This window comes from Peptoclostridium sp. (assembly GCF_009881055.1).
Classification (GTDB): domain Bacteria; phylum Bacillota; class Clostridia; order Peptostreptococcales; family Peptostreptococcaceae; genus Peptoclostridium_A.
On the sequence record NZ_WXFG01000029.1, the window covers coordinates 16509 to 34883 of the forward strand.

Here is an 18375-nt window from a genome sequence, read left to right on the forward strand (position 1 = left end):
ATAATTGCTATATACTCCACTTGAGGACCGCCGCTCCCCAGGTAAGTCCAGCGCCAAAACCTACCATGAGGACATTGTCGCCTTTTTTTATCTTGCCGCTCCTATGTGCCTCATACAGTGCAAACGGTATGGATGCTCCGGACATATTCCCGTATTTGTCAAGGTTCACAAACATTTTCTCTTCCGATATTGCCAACCTCTTTGAAGATGATTCAATGATTCTGGTGTTTGCCTGATGAGGTATCATGACATCGATATCACTCATCTGAAGACCTGCTGACTCTACAACTCGCTTTGCAGAATCTGCCATTACCCGCACAGCAAACTTGAACACTTCCGGACCTGACATTTTCAGGCAGTTAAGCCTCTCCTGTACAACCTCACAGGTAGCCGGCATTCTCGAACCTCCTGCGGGTATTATAAGAAACTCCGCACCACTGCCGTCAGAGCCGAGTTCAAACGATGCGATCCCCTCGTCTTCGCCTACTTCTGCAATTACTGCGGCTCCAGCGCCATCTCCGAAAAGAACACACGTGCTTCTGTCCTTCCAGTCGAGCACTCTTGACATGGTCTCGGCGCCTATAACCAGTATCTTCTTGTATGCGCCTGTTTGTATGAACTGCGCTCCTGTAACAAGCCCATATACAAAACCCGAACAGGCTGCGCCAAGGTCAAATGCAGCAGCCCTGGTAGCGCCGATCTTGTCTTGTACAATACATGCCGTAGAGGGCATATTGGAATCAGGAGTCAGAGTTGCCACTATAATAAGATCCAGTTCCTCCGCCTTGATGCCTGCAGAATCCAGAGCTTCCCTGGCAGCTTCTACCGCAAGGTCGGAAGTCGCCTGGCTGTCTGATGCTATTCTTCTTTGCCTAATACCAGTTCGACTGGTTATCCATTCATCAGTAGTGTCGACTATTTTCTCCATCTCGAAGTTGTCTACAACCCTCTCAGGTACATAGCCGCCCACCCCGATGATTCCAGCTTTTTTCATATTGTTCAATTCACCAGCTCCCAGATTAATATTACTCATAAATTTGCAATTGATATAGTAGGTGTTAGCACCTGATACTAACTTCTACTATATATTATATGTCTATAAAAATCAAGATATTTTAGGCTCAACCCTTTGCAACTGTTAGCTTTTCAAGCTATTCACCATGAAGGGAATTCTTGATTTCCCCTACTACATTGCCATCGACATATTTCATCGCATATCTTATTGCATTTTTTACCGCCTTCGCATCCGAGCTTCCATGAGCCTTTATGAGCGCTCCATCCACGCCTACAAATGGAGCTCCTCCATATTCCGAGTAGTCAAGCTCGCTTTTCATTCTCCTAAGGCCGTCCCTGACAAGCAGAGCTCCCAGCTTAGAGAGTATGCTTTCCATGAATACACCTTTGAGCTTGCCCATTATAAAATCAGCTACGCCCTCAATGAGCTTTAGTATGACATTTCCTGTAAAGCCATCGCACACTACTACGTCAGCCTTGCCCTCCGGAATCTCCCTGGCTTCAACATTGCCAACAAAGTTTATACGGCTTTCCTCCTTGAGAAGCTCATAGGCAGCTTTCGTAAGCTCATTCCCCTTACCTTCCTCAGAGCCGACATTAACTATAGCTACTGTTGGCGATTTGACACCGAGAACCTGTTTTGCATAAATCGAACCCATTATACCAAACTGAGATAGATTCAGCGGCTTGCAATCGGCGTTCGCGCCAGCATCAAGAAGAAGCGTAAATCCTTTTTTGCTCGGCAGTGCAGTGCAGAGCGCCGGTCTGTCCACCCCAGATATCCTGCCTATAACCAACAGTCCTCCTGCGAGCAAAGCCCCGGTATTGCCTGCAGAAACAGCAGCATCAGCCTTTTTCTCTTTGACTAGCTCAAGTGCAACCATCATTGATGAATCCTTCTTGCCTTTAACAGCCTTCACAGGTTTATCATCATTAGTTACAACCTGAGTTGTATGTACTATTTCAAGTTTCCCCTTGTCATAGCTGTATTTTTGAAATTCTTTTTCCAAAACAGCCTTGTCGCCGGTAACAATAATATCAGCACCATACTCATTTATTGCATCAACTATGCCCTTGACTGTAGAAAAAGGTGCATGGTCCCCGCCCATACCATCTATAGCTATCTTCAACTTCATGCCTCCTTGTCCGCAAGCTCGTCAAATATGAATTTGCCTCTGAATACCTGTTCCTGGGCCTGATTGTTAATCTTTACATGCACATAATGTTTTCTTCCGCGCTTCCTGGCAACCTCAGCTTTTGCCACCAGCTTCTCCCCAGATTTTATAGGGGTGATTGTCTTTATATTTGCAACCCCAAGAAGCACAGCGGGCGCATCAATGACAGCCATCGCAAGCGACTCTGCCTGACCAAAAATGTAGTGACCTTTTACTATGCCCGATTTGCTGTATATCATATCATCCGTAGTTTCTAGTATGGAAATGCCTATACTGCCTATTTCCAGATTCACTAGCTCTCCTACAATTTCTCCGCCAATCAGAGTTGTCACTTTTTCAACATTTGATTCGGCTATTTTTTTGACTCTCTCCCTGTATTCTGGTATTCCAAGGGTAAGCCGGTCAAGCCTCACCGTCTGTATGCTGACATTGAAATATTCAGAAAGCTCCTCATCCGTATAAAATGGATCTTCCTTGAGCATATCTATGAGTTCGCTTTGCCTTTCGCTTTTTCTTTTTTTTCTCACTAAACTCACCTCTACAAACCATCAGGTAATGCATCTTCAGTCTGGTAAAAAAAAAGCATGTAGACTATGCTACATGCCCTCCCAAACTTATTCAGAAACTACTACTTCTTTGCCTTTGTAGTGTCCGCATTCCGGGCACACTCTGTGAGGCATCTTTGGTTCATGACAATTAGGACAAGCCACAAATCCTGGTGCCGTCATCTTCATGTTTGCCGCTCTTCTTGAACGTGAATCACATTTTCCTGTTTTACGCTTTGGTACTGCCATTGGTATTACCTCCTAATATTAATTCTATAGCAAATCTTTTAATTTTTCAAAACGAGGGTCTGTAAGCCTCTCATCCTTTTGCTCTTTGCTGCACTTGCATTCCTCGACGTTCAGATCGACTCCGCAGTCTGGGCAAATCCCCTTGCATTCATCGCTGCAGAGCAGTTTCTGAGGGGTGTTGATGATTATAGTGTCCCTTATTATGTTGTGGAAGTTGAGCACTTCCCCTTCATACAAGAAAACATCCTCTTCTCCCTCAAGAGCCTCTTCCTCTTCAGCTTCGTGAACAAGGAACCCTTGAGCCTGAGCATCTATCTCCACCTGAATATTCGTAAGGCACCTGCTGCAGGAATCCTCTATTACTGTCATGATTCTGCAGTCAAGATACATGCCTTCGTCGGTATTGGCTATGCTGCCTTCTACCTTCACAGGCGCAGTGACCTTAACTCTTCTGCCGTCAATATCGATTGAGTCTATTTTTTCTTCAAAATCCAGATATACTATATCCAGTTCTCTAGACTTCAATTCTCCTAGGCTAATATTTTTCATGCACTCACCTCAACAAATTGCCAAATTTATTATACAAATTCGCAAGTTCTTTGTCAAGTATTTTTACTTGATAGATAAAAAAGGTGGAGTTAGATCCACCTTTTATTATTTCGTCCAAACTATTTTGCTAGCGCAGCTGTGTCTCTAGCTATCACAAGCTCTTCATTTGTTGGGATTACGATTATCTTAACCTTTGAATCATCTGTGCTTACTACTGTTTCTTTTCCTCTTACGTTGTTCTTTTCTTTGTCTATAACTATGCCAAGACCTTCAAGTCCTTCGCATATATCTTCTCTCATTGATATAGAGTTTTCTCCAAGGCCTGCAGTGAACACTACAGCATCTACTCCGCCCATTTCAGCCATGTAAGAGCCTATATACTTCTTAACTCTTTTAGCGAAAGCTTCAAGCGCAACCTGAGCAAGCTCATTTCCTTCGTTGGCCGCATTCTCAACATCTCTAAAGTCACTGCTTATGCATGACATTCCAAGTATGCCCGACTGCTTGTTAAGAAGAGAATCAACCTGAGCAGCGTTTAGGTTCTCCTTGTCCATTATGAACTTGACTATTGCAGGGTCTATGTCGCCGCATCTAGTTCCCATTATTGAACCCTCAAGAGGAGTAAGCCCCATTGAAGTATCTACTGATTTTCCGTACTCAACAGCAGTTATGCTGGCGCCGTTTCCAAGGTGGCAAGTTATTATCTTAAGGTCTTTTATGTCTTTTCCAAGTATAGATGCAGCTCTGTCAGAAACATACTTGTGTGATGTTCCGTGGAAGCCGTATTTTCTTATTCCGTGCTTCTCATAAAGCTCGTATGGAAGTCCGTATAGGTATGAAGATTTTGGCATTGTCTGATGGAACGCAGTGTCGAAAACCGCAACGTGAGGAACATTTGGAAGTATCTCTTTACAAGCATCTATGCCCATTATGTTTGCTGGATTGTGAAGCGGTGCCAGGTCTGAACAGTCTTTTATTGCATCCATAACTTCTGGAGTTATTAGAACAGAGCTTGCAAACTTCTCTCCGCCGTGAACAACCCTGTGGCCTACAGCAGATATTTCGCTCATGTCTGCAACAGCGCCGTGGTCCTTGTCTACAAGAGCCGAAAGCACGTGCTTAAGAGCATCTTTATGGTCCTTCATAGGATCTTCTATTACTATTTTCTTTCCAGCAGCCTCATGAGTAAGCTTTGAGCCTTCTATTCCTATTCTCTCTACAAGTCCTTTTCCTAGAACCTCTTCATTTTGCATGTTGATAAGCTGGTACTTGAGTGAAGAACTTCCGCAGTTTATTACTAGAACGTTCATTTATTGTGCCTCCTCGATTATTATGTATTATTTTTTATTGTAAAAGTCGATTAATTAAAATAATCAAACTTTTTCGACTTTTTGATACCCATTAACTATTTTATAACATTTCGAGCTAATTTTCAAAAAGTAAATCAAAACACGCACAAGATAATTTTATAACATCATCAGAAATAAATAAAGACTTTTAATAAAAAAGACTTCAACCAAAACTGTTTGGTCAAAGCCTTAATCTGCATAATTGGCGGGAATATGTGGGAATCGAACCCACCCAGGAGGCTCTTAACCCCCCGAACTGGTTTTGAAGACCAGAGGGCACACCAGCACCCATCTACTCCCAAATTTTCTTGTTGAACAAAACTTATTATATCATAAGCTTTTTTGATATTCAACCCACAAATATATAAAATATCTATAATTTATTTCATAACAAACATAGACAGCTTTATTATTTTTAATAGAGGAAGAGGCGCAGCAGTTTTTATACCGGTGCAACGCCTCTATTCCTATTATATTCTTTAATTCCTGTGTTCCTATGAGAGGACGCGTTTTTCTCCTATCCTTCTTGTAATCCTCTTTCTGTCGAAATCCTCCAGCAGAAGCATCGCGTATTTCCTGCTTGCGCCTATCATATCCCTGAATTCAGCGAGCGTAATCTCGCCGTTTTCTTGAATATGCGCCTTGAGAAGCTCCAGAGCCTTTTCGTATATGTCTTTATGGAAAACAATGTCTTCAGAAACCCTTACCAGCATGTCTCCCACCATGGACTCAAACACCTGAACGTATTCAGGCCTCTCGCCAGTTATTACGTCAATCTGCTCAGGAGAGAAACCGCCCTGCCTTATAGTCGCTTCCATCTCATGCCTTATTTTCAGGTCGGCTTCACTGAATTCAACTTTGAAGCCGCTTATAGAAGCCAGATTTTCTTCAATCCTTATGTCTCCGCCTGCCGCAACCTTGTCCAGGAGAATGTCAAAATCCTTGCTCTTTAGCTTGCTTTCGACTCTTGAGCGGAGCTCCTCTTTTAGCATTCCTCTTTTAAGCCTGCTGGTCTTGTGGAACTCCTCGAGCGTTCCGCATATTTTTTGCTTGAGTCGCTCATAATGCTCAAGATGGATGTAGAGACCATTTATATCAACAACACGCCCGTCTGCAACAAGGCCTTTTATGTTTTCAGCCACTATGTCCTCATTTTCTCCCAGCGTCTTGGCTATCTCCTTAAGAGCAGGATAGTCCTTTGAGTTCGTCCTTATGTTTTCTTCCACAACGTATTGGAGATCCCCGCTTTCCTTCATATTGAGCGAGCTTAGCACGTCCTCGTCAAAACGCTTGTGTTTTTTTGGATTAGTGTCTATTATTGCACCGCCACCCACAGTTATCATAGGCGAATAGTATCTTATGACAAAGCGGTCGTCCTTTTTAGCTACAATGTTATCCTCAAGCCTTATCTGGCAGAAGCATTCTTCACCGGGCGCGAGCTCTTCCCTGTCAAGAAAAGCTACCCTGCCGAGTATTTCTTTTGCGCCGTGGTACAGCCTTATTCTGTCCCAGTATCTCAGACCCCTGTCCAGATTCTTAATAAGCTTAAGCTTGACATCTACCATCATGGAGCTTTGCATGGAGTTTGGCTTTGCCAGAACGTCGCCTCGCTCTATTTCCTCCACCCTTACGTTTGCAAGGTTTATGGCAACCCTTTGGCCTGCATAAGCCGTTTTTTGCGACTCTCCGTGCACCTGAAGGCTTCTTATCTTAGTCTTTATCTCGCCCGGATATATCATCATGTCGTCATCGAGGTTCATCTTACCCTCTATTAGTGTGCCTGTAACTACAGTTCCAAAGCCCTTGATGCTGAATACCCTGTCAATGCTGAGCCTCGGGTTTGCATCAATGTTTTTGTCCTCAACCTCATCAGTAAGCCTGTCTATTTCCTCTGTGAGTTCCTTTATGCCGGTGCCGCTTATAGAGTCCACCTCGACAATGTCGGCATTCTCAAGGAATGTCCCTTCCAGCTTTTCCATAACATCTTCCTTTACAAGCTCCTTGAACTCCGTATCTACAGTATCTGCCTTCGTTATTACTACTAATCCCTTTTTTATGTTCAGGAGGTTGAGTATCTCAAGATGCTCTATAGTCTGGGGCATTACGCCTTCATCTGCAGATACTACAAGCAGGACAAGGTCCATTCCATGGACGCCTGCCAGCATGTTTTTGATGAATTTTTCATGGCCGGGAACGTCAACAATGCCCGCTCTTTTTCCGCTTGGAAGGTCAAAATTGGCAAAGCCCAGATCTATTGATATGCCCCGTTTCTTTTCTTCCTTCAGCCTGTCTGTCTCCTTGCCTGTCAGGGCTTTTATAAGAGTCGTCTTGCCGTGGTCTATGTGTCCTGCCGTTCCAATTATTATGTTCTTCATAAATCCTCCCTATCCCAGGATGTTTTTCAGCTGGTTGCATATTATTTCGTATTCTTCGTCAAAGAGAGTCCTGACATCTATTATATATTTCTCGTCATATATCCTGCCTATTATATGATCCTCGCAGAGCCTGAGGCTCTCTTCCAGCCTTGACACGCTCATGCTTTCAGGGACAATAGATATAACCCTGCTCTCTATTCTCTCAAGCGGGAGCGAGCCTCCTCCCACCTGTGAATGGCCGACTTCTATGTTGACCTCAGCCGCAATGCCGAGCCTGCCTATCATACCATGAAGCCTTTGCGCTTTTTCTTCTATTTCGTCTATTGTGTATGTAAGCATTCTAAGTGTCGGTATCTTCTTTATGGCTATTTCTTCCTCGATATAGTATCTCATTGTGGCTTCAAGGGCGCATATTATGAACTTGTCGACCCTTAGAGCCCTGGTCATCTGGTTTTTCTTCATCTTCTCTATATATTTTTTCTTTCCGACAATTATTCCCGCCTGAGGACCGCCGAGTATCTTGTCACCGCTGAAGGTCACAATGTCTGCCCCTTTCCTGAGCGAATCCATTACTGTAGGCTCGTATGATAGGCCGTATTTAGAAAGATCTATGAATACGCCGCTACCCAGGTCCTCTATGACAGGTATGTCGTATTTGTCTCCTATCTCCCTTAGTTCCTCAAGCTCGGGCGTGTTTGTAAAGCCCACGACTCTGAAGTTGCTTGTGTGCACCTTCAAAAGAGCGCCTGTATTTTCAGTTATGGCTGCCTCATAGTCTGATGCGTACGTCTTGTTGGTTGTGCCAACTTCCACCAGCTTTGCGCCGCTCTGCTCCATTACGCTAGGTATCCTGAAGGAGCCTCCTATTTCAACAAGCTCCCCCCTGGAGGTTATGACTTCCTTGCCCTGGGCCATAGTTCCAAGCACAAGCATAACTGCTGCAGCATTGTTGTTTACAACCAACACGTCCTCCGCTCCTGTGATTTTTCTCACTATATCCTCAAGATGGGAGTATCTCGAGCCTCTTTTGCCGCTTTCAATATCATATTCAAGATTTGAATATCTTGAAGCGATAAGCCAAAGATCCTCCTTGATTTCCTCGGCCATAGGAGATCGGCCCAGGTTGGTATGCACTACAACCCCAGTGGCGTTTATGACCCTTTTGAGTTTGAGGGCGTATTTCAGCTTCAGCTGGTCCTTTATCTCATTAATGAGTATTTCCTCATTTATATCGAAGCTTTCCATCTCACCTTCGGCAAGTGCTAGTATTTTCTTCCTTGCCATGTCAATTTGTTCCCTTATCACCTCTACTATAAGGCTCCTTGGGTACTGCTTTTCAAGCTCTATTATGCATCCATTGCTCAGGACCTTGTCTACAGAAGGCAGTTTTGAAAAAAGCGTCTTTTTATCCATATGTATTATTGCACCCCTTTGAACTTTAATCTTTTATCAATATATTATGATTATATAACACTTGAAAAATCTAACCAACACCAAAAGCTCCTATTTTCTCGATTGCGCAAAGCTAATGGGGCTCGAGGCCCCATATTATATTACTATTATGCTTTTTTCTTCCTTGCTCAATACCCTGCCCACTATCTTTGCCGCAAGGCTGCCGCAGCTTATCATTTTGTCGGCCAGAGCCCTGGCATGTTCCTGTGGAACTGATACCAGCAGGCCTCCCGACGTCTGTGGATCGTACAAGATGTCCATTATAGGTTCGCTTACACCCTTGCAGAGCACATCGCCCTGGATGAATTTTTTGTTCCTGTACATTCCCGCCGGGATTATCCCCATCTTTGCGAGCTCCTCTGCCTCAGACATTACAGGCACATCCCCAGAGAATATTTCAAGCGTCACTCCGGAGCCCTTTGCCATTTCAGCTGCATGCCCCAGGAAGCCAAAGCCGGTTATATCAGTAACCGAGTTTACTTCAAAGCCGTCGAGCGCCTCTGCGGCATACTTGTTGAGGTGCGCCATTATTTTTACAACCTCATCCACGGTGCTTTTTTGCACCATGTCGGCCTTCATGCCGGTGCTTACTATTCCCGTGCCTATGGGCTTTGTAAGGATGAGAGCGTCCCCCGGCTTTGCACCTGAATTGGCCAGCACCCTGTCTGGATGTACAAGTCCTGCAACCGAAAGACCGTATTTGGGCTCCTTGTCATCGACAGTATGACCCCCAACCAGTATTGCACCAGCCTCTATCACCTTGTCTGCTCCGCCCTTTAGTATTTCTCCCAGAATCGACATGTCATAGCACGATGGGAAGCATACTATGTTCATGGCTACTATCGGTTTGCCGCCCATAGCATACACGTCAGAGAGCGAGTTTGAGGCCGCTATCTGGCCAAACAGGTACGGATCGTCCACCATCGGCGTAAAAAAGTCAAGGGTCTGTATAAGCGCCTTGTTGTCGTCCAATTTATATACAGCAGCATCATCAGATTTATCAAAACCTACAAGAAGCCTTTCATCGAACATTTTGGGAAGTCCGATAAGCGCCTTGGCCAGATCCTCCGGCCCAATCTTGGCTGCTCATCCTGAGGCTGCTACCATCTGCGTGAGCTTTATGTCCTTGCTGCTTTTCATATTTCCACCTCCGCAATTAACTAACATATTTGAGTATATCACAATTATCTATCCCTACAAATACACTGATATGATATTGCTATAGAAAATAATGTTGAAAAAACAAAAGAAATTTTCATTTTACCGTTATCATGTCCTTTATGCCCTCATACTTCTTTTGTCCTATCCCCGAAACGTTCATTATATCCTCTATGCTTTTAAAGCCCTGCCCCTGCTCTCTGTAGGCTATTATGCGCTCAGCTATCACCTGCCCTATGCCCGGCAGCTGCATGAGAGCAGTCTTGTCAGCGGCATTTATGTTAATCTTTCCGTCAGCGTTTTGTGCTGCGCCTCCGCCAGAGTTAGACATACTATGGTTCGCGCCGGCATTTAGAGCTTCCTCACCGATTTTCAGTATTACGTAGTGATTTCCATCTTCAAGCTTTTGCGCCAGATTAGTCCTGTTTATGTCAGCATCAATCGTAAGCCCGCCCAGCTTTTCAACGGCATCTATCAGCCTAGCTCCATAAGGAACTTCAACTACACCATAGTTTGCCACTTCGCCGCTTATGAAAACCTTCACCGTAGCAGAGTAGTCTTCTGCAGGCTCGGTTCCCATTCCATTTTCCACCTCGCTGCTTTGCTGCTTTTCGTTTTCCGGACTGACTATGTACTCGGAGGCCTTGCTCCTAGCACCGTAGACTATCAAAAAAGCAGCTGCAAGCAAAATTACAACGTACAGATGTTTCTTTTCTATCTTCATAATAATCACCCCCTATTCCCTATTACCCAATAAGCCACTATATGCTATACTATTATTAGTTTTTTGATAACTTTATGCTAAATTAAACTCACGGGAGCGTATTGCATGAGAAGATACCTTTGCATAATTATTTCATTTATTGTTTTCATATCAACGAATATCACTGCTTTTTCGCAAGGCGAGGATGAGCTTGGCCTCACCGGCGAAGCAGCAGTCCTTATAAATGCCGACGGAACTGAAATTCTCTACGAAAAAAACGCCCATCAGAAAATGTATCCCGCCTCGACCACAAAGATTATGACAGCGCTTTTGACAGTTGAGAACTGCAACCTTGACGATGTTGTTACAATAGATTATGATCCTGGTTACATAGACGGCAGCAGCATGTATGTCAAACAAGGCGAGACCTTCACTGTAAGACAGCTGCTTGAATTCATGCTCGTTCGCTCGGCAAACGATGCGGCAGTAGCTCTGGCAAATCACATAAGCGGCTCTACAGACAAATTCAAGGACCTAATGAACAAGAGGGCAAAAGAGCTAGGCTGCAAGGACACGCACTTTAACAATCCAAACGGTCTGCCTGACGTTGATCACTATACAAGCGCCTATGACCTGGCCCTGATAGCAAAGGAAGCCATGAAGCATGAGGATTTCAGGAAGACCGTGAAGCTTGAAAAGGTAAGCCTGCCCCCTACCGAGCTGACTCCCGAATGGAGAGTGTACAGAAATACAAACAAATTCCTATGGAGCAACAGCACCATTGATTACAAGGGCGGCAGCGTAAAGCTAAAGTATGATGTGATAAACGGCATAAAGACAGGCTATACGAATGTGGCCCGCAACTGCCTTGTTACTTCGGCATCAAAGGATGGGCTTAATGTCATTTCTGTTGTTTTAAAGGCCGAGGGGAGAAACGTCTATATTGACTCCAGAACTCTTATAGATTACGGTCTTGATAACTATCACGTTGAAAATGTCATCGGCGAAGATGAGGCTAGAGGAGAAAAGCACATATTCCTCTCCAACGAGGGCAGTTTGAAGTATGGCCCGCAGAGCAATTTCAGCATAGTGCTTAAAAATGGCGAAACACTCGACAAGAGCAATGTTAGAACAAATACAGTGCTCCACGACAAGCTGGACTTCCCTGTGAAAAAAGGAACTGAGATTGGTTATATAGAAATATACAAGGATGATTCGCTGCTATCAAAAATCAAGCTGGTCGCACTTAATGACGTAACTTTGAAATTCGACTACCTTATGCTTAAGATAGTAGGCCTTAAGGCAGCCAAGTTCATTTCATTATTATTGGCTTCACTGTTTTGCCTTTGTCTTATTATCAGATTTATCAATCTGAAGAAAAGAAGAAAAAAATCGAGAGCAAGGAGAAGGGCTTCGTACGATATTGACAACATATAGCGACATGCTTAAGTTCAAATATATATATTTATGTTTAAGTCTTATTATTTTGGGAATCCAAATAACAATGAACTTTATTATTAAGGAGGAGATTCCAATGATAAGATTGCTTTTGGACAAGGCTGGTTCTGGCAAAACCAAGAAAATGATTGACATGGCTAACAATGAAATCGGAAATCTCAAGGGAGAACTGGTTTACATTGACAAGGACAACAGGCATATCCACGACCTGCATAGGAGCATACGCCTCATTCCTGCCAATGAATATGAAATCGGAAGCCTTGGCAACTTTTCCGGATTTCTGAGAGGAGTAATAAGCCAGGATTACGACATCGAAAGGATATATATCGACGACCTCAATAAAATCGTATCTGAAAGTTGCAGCAATCTCGAGCCTTGTTTTGAAGAGCTAGATAAAATTTCTCAGAAGTATGAAATTGATATCATAATCTCCGCCACATTAGAAAATGAAAATGAAGCTTCAAATTACGGACATTATTCATTGCTGGGCAGCATGCCTGCTATGACAGTTTAATTGGTTATAAAACAAGGGAATAAAAAAACTGTGGAATCAGAATCTGAAACCACAGTTTTTTATTATTTTATTTGAATATCCTGCTGCAAAGAGTGCACCCTGTCGGAGAACTCGCAACGCCGCCAAGCGCTGTTTCTCTTAGCTCCATAGGCATTCTTTTGCCAACCTCGTACATTGATTGTACAACCTCATCAAACGGAACTATGCTGCCTATTCCTGCAAGCACAAGTTCCGCGCTTATTAGTGCATTTGCAACGCCTATCGCATTTCTCTTCTGGCATGGAGCCTCGACAAGGCCTGCTATAGGATCACATATAAGACCCATTATATTCTTGAGGCATATTGCAGCGGAATCCAAAGCCTGCTGTGGCGTACCACCCATAAGCTCAACTATCCCAGCTGCAGCCATGCCCGCAGCTGCTCCTGTTTCAGCCTGGCAGCCGCCTTCAGCTCCCGAAACCGTCGCATTTCTTGTTATTATCACACCAATAGCTGCAGCTGAAAAAAGCGCCTTTACTATTTCCTCGTCGTTCTTGCCAAACTCGTCTGCCGCCGTAATAAGAGCGCCTGGAAGTATTCCGCATGAGCCCGCCGTGGGAGCAGCCACTATAAGACCCATTGAAGCATTTACTTCCATCACTCCCATTGCTGCTCCCATTGCTTTTGATACAATCGAGCCGCAAACAGGCGGAGTGCTTTCTCTTCTCATCTTTAGCTTTTTTGCCTCGCCGCCTATAAGGCCTCCCATTGAAACAAGGTCTTCCGTAACTCCTCTTTCTATTGCATTCCTCATGATTTTGTAGCTTTTATCCATGTCAGCTATGATTTCTTCTCTGCTTCTTCCGTATAGCTCCATTTCTCTAAGTATGCACGCTTCAGCTATGCTTATGCCTTTTTCTGTACACTTTTCTAGCAATTCTCTTCCAGATTTAAAATTCAAATTTATTCACCTTTCCTCAACTGGATATTGTCCAAATTTTACGCCTTTTTTAAAGCCTTATTATGAACGCATCCTGAATAATAGACGTGTCAAGCTTGATGTCATTTACCACTTCATCAGGTATGTCATTGTCCGCCTCGATTATTGTGAATGCATTTTCGCCTTTTTCTTCTCTGTAAATTCTCATGAAGGCTATATTAATGTCGTTCTTTGCAACGCAGTTTGTAATGTGTGCTGCAGCTCCCGGCTTGTCCCATTGCTTGACTATTAATGTCGAGAATGCACCTGTAAATTCAAGATCAAGTCCGTTTATTCCAACTATCTTTATATTGCCTCCGCCAATTGACTCTCCTATGACTTCTAGGGTAGTGCCGTCGTATTTGGTCATAACAACCTTGACCGTATTTGGGTGTCGCTCTTCACCCAGGTTTGTAGGGATGAATTCAAATTCAAGTCCATTTTCCCTGGCAATCTCAAAAGAATTTCTTATGCGCTCATCATCAGTTGCAAATCCCATAAAACCGCCTACAAGAGCCTTGTCAGTGCCATGTCCCTTGTACGTCTGCGCAAATGAACCGTGAAGATAAAACTTTACGCTTTTTATTTTTTCATGAGCTACTTTTCGAGCTGCCAGCGCTATCCTGGCTGCACCTGCAGTATGTGAGCTTGACGGACCTATCATTCTCGGACCTATTACATCGAATACACTATAATTTTTCATATTTTCCCTCTCTCATGCCGATAATATTATGACTGCCGATATAATCGGCAGTCATATGTATGTGCTTTATTAGCCAATAACAGCTATAGCTTCTATTTCAACCTTTACATCCTTAGGCAGTCTTGCCACTTCAACACACGCTCTTGCAGGCTTGTGGTCGCCGAAATACTTTTCATACACTTCATTTATTTTGCCAAAATCATTCATGTCCTTTATGAAAACAGAAACCTTAACTACATCCTTTATTGAAGCACCTGAAGCTTCAAGTATAGCTACAACATTCTCAAGCGACCTTGCAGTCTGCTCCTGTACATCCTCCGAAACAAGCTCCATCGTTTCTGGAACAAATGGAATCTGGCCTGACACGAACACCATGTTCCCAGCCTTCACAGCCTGAGAATACGGTCCAACAGCTGCTGGTGCCTTCACTGTGCTTATAAACTCTTTACTCATATCAATTCCTCCCATATCATATATATTGTTTTTAATCTTCTGCAAATTAGACTAGTGTATTTATATTATATTATATTACAAAAGCCATGCCTATAAAAGATAATTTAAAAACAAAGACCGCCTAACGGCGGTCTATTGCGTACAACTACAGCTGCTCCTTTAGCATGTCTTCGTATGTCTGCCTTCTAACTGCAACCTTTACATCGTTCTTTGAAACAAAAATCACTGCAGGCTTTCTGATGAGGTTATAGTTGCTGGCCATAGAATAGCCGTAGGCACCTGTGTAGAGCACAGCAAGTATCTCATCCTCTTCAATTAGTGGCATTTTGATTTCGTTTATGAGTATGTCGCCGCTCTCGCAGCTTTTTCCGGCTATGGCTACAGTCTCAACTCTGTCATCCTCGACTCTGTCCACCAATACTGCGTCATACTGGGCCTGGTAGAGCGCCGGCCTTATGTTGTCGGCCATTCCACCGTCCACCGCCACATACTTTTTCACTCCCGGTATTTCCTTTATAGCGCCTACACTGTAAAGTGTAACACAAGAGTTGTTGACCATTGACCTGCCCGGCTCTATTATTAGCCTTGGCTCCTTTATTCCTAGCCTGGCGGCATTTTCAGAAGCCGACTTGAGTATTGTTTCAACGTATTCTTCTATTTCAAGAGGATTGTCGCCGTCTATATAGTAGCAGCCAAAACCGCCACCCATGTCCAGCTCCTCAAGCTGAGCTCCCGTTTCATCCATTATCTCCTTGTACAGCCCCAGCATTACGCCGCCGGCATCATAGAAAGGATCGAGGTCGAATATTTGCGAGCCAATATGACAGTGAATGCCCTTAAGGTCAACATTCTCAAGCTCCTGCGCGTACTTGGCAGCCTTGATGTACTCCTTGTCGACTATTGAAAATCCGAATTTCGAATCTATCATGCCTGTTTTGATGTAGTCATGCGTATGGGCGTCTATCCCCGGCGTTATTCTGAGTATTACGCTTGTGACCTTGCCCCTGCTTCTCGAGATTTCGTCTATGAGACGGAGTTCCCTGAAATTGTCTGCTACGAATCTGCCTATTCCGAGCTCGACTCCAAGTTCGATTTCTTCCCTGGTCTTGTTGTTTCCATGGAAGAGGACTCTTTCCATAGGAAAACCTGCCTTCCAAGCAGTATAGAGTTCTCCTGACGACACTACATCAAGGGAAAGCCCTTCCTGAGCCATTATCCTGCATATTTCAAGCGTCAGAAAAGCCTTGCCGGCATAAGTTACAATATTCTTTCCTCTCTCGAAGCTGTTTTTGAAGCGTCTGGCATTGTCCCTTATATAGTCCTCATCATATACGTATAGCGGCGTACCGTACTCTCTTGCCATGTCGGAAAGCTTCCTGCCCTGCAAGCAGAGACTGTTGCCCTCCACGCTGTAATTTCCAAATGTTATCATTAGCACCTCTCCCGGCTTACAGATTGAATTCCTTTGCTATTATTTCCACAGCCTTGCTCTTGTCTTCCCTCTTTATGGCGCAAGTTATCTTGATTTCAGACGTTGTAATCATCTTAACCTGAATGCTGTTTTCCTTGAATATCTTGAATATCTTGGAGGCAACTCCCGAAGTCGTCTTCATGCCTATACCAACAACAGAGAACTTAGTGATATCCTCATCTACTATTATATCCTCCTGTCCGGCAAATTTCGATACAGTACTTATGCATTCGTCCAGATCCTCTGCTGGTATTGTGAACGACAGGTTGACTTTACCATGCAGCGGAGCCGTCTGGCTTATTATGTCTATGTTTATCTTCTTGTTGGCTATCGACTCGAATATGTCCGCAAGCAGATTTATGTCGAAATTTATATTTTCCAAAGTAACCGCCACATCAGCGTCAGATACTGCAATTCCTGTTATTGGTTTGTTTTCCATGTTCTTAACCTCCCTAATATAAGTTCCCTTAGTATCGCTGCAGCTCATACCCACATATATTGGTATGTTGTATTTTTGAGCCAGTTCAACCGACCTTGAGTGCATAACCTTAGCTCCCAGAACAGAAAGCTCCACCATCTCTTCATAGCTTATCTCCTCAAGCTTCTTGGCTTCGCTATAGAGCCTTGGATCTAATGAATATATGCCCTCTACGTCAGTATATATCTCGCACACCCCTCCAAGTCTTGCAGCTATTGCAACGGCTGTCGTATCCGAGCCGCCTCTTCCCAATGTTGTGAGGTCATAAGATTCTGATATCCCCTGGAATCCTGCAACAACCACGATTTTTCCCGATTCGAGATGTCTTTTTATTACACTGTCATCTATGCTTTGTATTATTGATTTCCCGTATGTCCCATCAGTTCTTATGGCTATTTGATATGCATTCAGCGACACAGCATCATGCCCCATCTCCTGTATCGCCATCGAAAGCAGCGAGCTTGAAACCATCTCGCCTGTTGATATAAGCGCATCCAGTTCTCTTTTGCTTGGTTTTTCGCTTACGCTCTTAGCTAGCGCTATAAGCTGGTCTGTGCTTTTCCCCATAGCCGATACTACAACTACCATTGAATCTCCGGCTTTCTTGCGTTTGATTACAGTCTCTGCTATGCGTTTTATTTTTTCTGGCGTAGCAACCGAACTTCCCCCATATTTTTGTACAACAATATTCATCTCAACACCTCCAAAAATTAAAAAAAATGCAACAAAGGTTTTGCCCAAGCTGCATTCTAGTAAGCACTCGACAAACCCTTTTAGCTCTCCATCCGGATTCGGATGACAACCATACGCATGTTCTGCGCACAGCCAGGACGGTTAGATGGCAACTAATCCTCCTTCGGCTTCAATTCCTTTCATTCCTCTTCACAGCTTGCCGGCTCCGCGGAAATACTCTTAATTAAAGCGCCTCTAAACAAGGTCAAATCCAATAACGAATATTAATTTGTGTAAAACACTTAACGTCTAATATTCTACTATACATATCTTTATTTTTCAACATCATTTTCAAATTATCAGAAAATAATCTCCAGTATCATATTATGCCCATTATAATATGGTATGCAACCGGCACTAGTATTGCCGGAAGTAGGTTTGCTACCTTTATCTTGCTGGCTCCGAGTATGTTAAAGCCTATTCCCATGATGAGCAGGCTGCCTACAACACTCATTTCTGAGATCACCTGCTGCGTTAGTATGCCCTTTAGAAAACCCGCTCCCAAGGTTATCGCCCCCTGATATAGGAGAACAGACACTGCCGATATCATCACGCCTATGCCCATTGTGGATGCGAATATTATCGCCGATACACCATCCAGAACCGATTTTGCAAACAGTGTGCTGTGATCTCCCTTGAGGCCGCTCTCGAGCGCTCCCACTATCGCCATAGCGCCGACGCAGTATATAAGCGTGCAGCTTACAAAACCTTCTGCTATCTTGCCCCCTCTTCCTTTGAAGAGTTCTTCCAGGCGCTCTCCGAACTTTATGAGTTTTTGGTCTATGTCTATTACTTCTCCTATAACTCCTCCTATAACTATCGAAAAAATTACAAGCAGCAGGTTGGCCTCCTCAAGCGCACCGCTCATTCCAATTAGAACTACGCACAGCGCTATGCCCTTAATCACCGTGTCACTGAATTTCTCCGTGTTCATCCCCCTGATCATTATACCTGCAATGCTCCCCGCCACTATTGCAGCCACATTTACTAGCGTCCCAATCATACAAGCTCCCCCTTTTCAAAAAAAGACGGGGATACT

Annotated in this window: 18 protein-coding genes, 1 tRNA gene and 1 riboswitch; of the genes, 2 read left to right on the forward strand and 17 right to left on the reverse strand. The window is 43.9% G+C overall.

Annotated elements, in window-relative coordinates; genetic code table 11:
* Window positions 1–7: 7 nt before the first annotated feature.
* From GT589_RS07620 to GT589_RS07670, 11 genes are all read right to left on the reverse strand, one after another.
* Entirely contained in the window at window positions 8–994 is a 987-nt protein-coding gene (locus GT589_RS07620; protein WP_293398258.1) for a beta-ketoacyl-ACP synthase III, read from the reverse strand.
* A gap of 157 nt (window positions 995–1151) precedes the next feature.
* Window positions 1152–2144 (reverse strand): phosphate acyltransferase PlsX, encoded by a 993-nt coding sequence (plsX, locus tag GT589_RS07625; RefSeq protein ID WP_293398080.1) that lies wholly within the window; start codon window positions 2142–2144, stop codon window positions 1152–1154.
* 2 nt (window positions 2145–2146) lie between these two features.
* A complete protein-coding gene (gene fapR, locus GT589_RS07630; protein WP_293398081.1) occupies window positions 2147–2716 on the reverse strand; it encodes a transcription factor FapR in 570 nt (189 codons plus the stop codon).
* 87 nt (window positions 2717–2803) lie between these two features.
* Window positions 2804–2983 carry a 50S ribosomal protein L32 gene (gene rpmF / locus GT589_RS07635; protein ID WP_293398082.1) on the reverse strand — a complete coding sequence of 60 codons (180 nt, stop codon included), beginning with the start codon at window positions 2981–2983 and terminating at the stop codon, window positions 2804–2806.
* A gap of 24 nt (window positions 2984–3007) precedes the next feature.
* A complete protein-coding gene (locus GT589_RS07640) occupies window positions 3008–3532 on the reverse strand; it encodes a YceD family protein (RefSeq protein WP_293398083.1) in 525 nt (174 codons plus the stop codon).
* A 119-nt stretch (window positions 3533–3651) separates the two neighbouring features.
* A complete protein-coding gene (locus GT589_RS07645; RefSeq protein WP_293398084.1) occupies window positions 3652–4842 on the reverse strand; it encodes an acetate/propionate family kinase in 1191 nt (396 codons plus the stop codon).
* 242 nt (window positions 4843–5084) lie between these two features.
* Window positions 5085–5181: transfer RNA gene (locus tag GT589_RS07650), tRNA-Sec, on the reverse strand.
* 194 nt (window positions 5182–5375) lie between these two features.
* The gene (gene selB, locus GT589_RS07655; protein ID WP_293398085.1) at window positions 5376–7256 is read right to left on the reverse strand and encodes a selenocysteine-specific translation elongation factor; all 1881 of its coding nucleotides are present in this window, start codon (window positions 7254–7256) and stop codon (window positions 5376–5378) included.
* A gap of 9 nt (window positions 7257–7265) precedes the next feature.
* Window positions 7266–8669, reverse strand: coding sequence for an L-seryl-tRNA(Sec) selenium transferase (gene selA / locus GT589_RS07660; RefSeq protein WP_293398086.1), 1404 nt, complete (start codon window positions 8667–8669; stop codon window positions 7266–7268).
* 135 nt (window positions 8670–8804) lie between these two features.
* Window positions 8805–9848, reverse strand: a complete 1044-nt coding sequence (selD, locus tag GT589_RS07665) for a selenide, water dikinase SelD (protein ID WP_293398087.1) — start codon at window positions 9846–9848, stop codon at window positions 8805–8807.
* Window positions 9849–9963: 115 nt separating this feature from the next.
* A complete protein-coding gene (locus GT589_RS07670) occupies window positions 9964–10590 on the reverse strand; it encodes a helix-hairpin-helix domain-containing protein (protein ID WP_293398088.1) in 627 nt (208 codons plus the stop codon).
* A 105-nt stretch (window positions 10591–10695) separates the two neighbouring features.
* On the opposite strand from GT589_RS07670, the gene GT589_RS07675 reads away from it, so the two are divergent.
* Window positions 10696–12006, forward strand: coding sequence for a D-alanyl-D-alanine carboxypeptidase family protein (locus GT589_RS07675; RefSeq protein WP_293398089.1), 1311 nt, complete (start codon window positions 10696–10698; stop codon window positions 12004–12006).
* 97 nt (window positions 12007–12103) lie between these two features.
* Window positions 12104–12541 carry a hypothetical protein gene (locus GT589_RS07680; RefSeq protein WP_293398090.1) on the forward strand — a complete coding sequence of 146 codons (438 nt, stop codon included), beginning with the start codon at window positions 12104–12106 and terminating at the stop codon, window positions 12539–12541.
* Window positions 12542–12608: 67 nt separating this feature from the next.
* On the opposite strand, the gene sdaAA is transcribed toward GT589_RS07680, so the two are convergent.
* The 6 genes from sdaAA to GT589_RS07710 all read right to left on the reverse strand — a co-directional run bounded on the left by sdaAA (window position 12609) and on the right by GT589_RS07710 (window position 18339).
* A complete protein-coding gene (gene sdaAA, locus GT589_RS07685; protein WP_293398091.1) occupies window positions 12609–13481 on the reverse strand; it encodes an L-serine ammonia-lyase, iron-sulfur-dependent, subunit alpha in 873 nt (290 codons plus the stop codon).
* 49 nt (window positions 13482–13530) lie between these two features.
* The gene (gene sdaAB / locus GT589_RS07690) at window positions 13531–14202 is read right to left on the reverse strand and encodes an L-serine ammonia-lyase, iron-sulfur-dependent subunit beta (RefSeq protein ID WP_293398092.1); all 672 of its coding nucleotides are present in this window, start codon (window positions 14200–14202) and stop codon (window positions 13531–13533) included.
* Between the two features lie 69 nt (window positions 14203–14271).
* Window positions 14272–14655, reverse strand: coding sequence for a RidA family protein (locus tag GT589_RS07695; protein WP_293398093.1), 384 nt, complete (start codon window positions 14653–14655; stop codon window positions 14272–14274).
* Window positions 14656–14800: 145 nt separating this feature from the next.
* Window positions 14801–16087: a diaminopimelate decarboxylase gene (lysA, locus tag GT589_RS07700; protein ID WP_293398094.1), complete on the reverse strand. Its 1287-nt coding sequence runs from the start codon at window positions 16085–16087 to the stop codon at window positions 14801–14803.
* A gap of 16 nt (window positions 16088–16103) precedes the next feature.
* On the reverse strand, window positions 16104–17297 hold the full coding sequence (locus tag GT589_RS07705; protein WP_293398095.1) for an aspartate kinase: 1194 nt from the start codon (window positions 17295–17297) through the stop codon (window positions 16104–16106).
* A gap of 73 nt (window positions 17298–17370) precedes the next feature.
* Window positions 17371–17542: riboswitch (Lysine riboswitch) on the reverse strand.
* 113 nt (window positions 17543–17655) lie between these two features.
* The gene (locus GT589_RS07710; RefSeq protein ID WP_293398096.1) at window positions 17656–18339 is read right to left on the reverse strand and encodes a DUF554 domain-containing protein; all 684 of its coding nucleotides are present in this window, start codon (window positions 18337–18339) and stop codon (window positions 17656–17658) included.
* Window positions 18340–18375 lie beyond the last annotated feature (36 nt).

Excerpts from the sequence above, each read along its gene's own strand:
- GT589_RS07710 (WP_293398096.1), bottom strand. The coding sequence starts at position 18,339 with ATGATTGGGACGCTAGTAAATGTGGCTGCAATAGTGGCGGGGAGCATT.
- sdaAB (WP_293398092.1), bottom strand. The coding sequence starts at position 14,202 with ATGAAAAATTATAGTGTATTCGATGTAATAGGTCCGAGAATGATAGGT.
- GT589_RS07670 (WP_293398088.1), bottom strand. The coding sequence starts at position 10,590 with ATGAAGATAGAAAAGAAACATCTGTACGTTGTAATTTTGCTTGCAGCT.
- selB (WP_293398085.1), bottom strand. The coding sequence starts at position 7,256 with ATGAAGAACATAATAATTGGAACGGCAGGACACATAGACCACGGCAAG.
- GT589_RS07620 (WP_293398258.1), bottom strand. The coding sequence starts at position 994 with ATGAAAAAAGCTGGAATCATCGGGGTGGGCGGCTATGTACCTGAGAGG.
- selA (WP_293398086.1), bottom strand. The coding sequence starts at position 8,669 with ATGGATAAAAAGACGCTTTTTTCAAAACTGCCTTCTGTAGACAAGGTC.
- GT589_RS07705 (WP_293398095.1), bottom strand. The coding sequence starts at position 17,297 with ATGAATATTGTTGTACAAAAATATGGGGGAAGTTCGGTTGCTACGCCA.
- rpmF (WP_293398082.1), bottom strand. The coding sequence starts at position 2,983 with ATGGCAGTACCAAAGCGTAAAACAGGAAAATGTGATTCACGTTCAAGA.
- GT589_RS07680 (WP_293398090.1), top strand. The coding sequence starts at position 12,104 with ATGATAAGATTGCTTTTGGACAAGGCTGGTTCTGGCAAAACCAAGAAA.
- GT589_RS07640 (WP_293398083.1), bottom strand. The coding sequence starts at position 3,532 with ATGAAAAATATTAGCCTAGGAGAATTGAAGTCTAGAGAACTGGATATA.
- GT589_RS07645 (WP_293398084.1), bottom strand. The coding sequence starts at position 4,842 with ATGAACGTTCTAGTAATAAACTGCGGAAGTTCTTCACTCAAGTACCAG.
- GT589_RS07675 (WP_293398089.1), top strand. The coding sequence starts at position 10,696 with ATGAGAAGATACCTTTGCATAATTATTTCATTTATTGTTTTCATATCA.
- GT589_RS07695 (WP_293398093.1), bottom strand. The coding sequence starts at position 14,655 with ATGAGTAAAGAGTTTATAAGCACAGTGAAGGCACCAGCAGCTGTTGGA.
- lysA (WP_293398094.1), bottom strand. The coding sequence starts at position 16,087 with ATGATAACATTTGGAAATTACAGCGTGGAGGGCAACAGTCTCTGCTTG.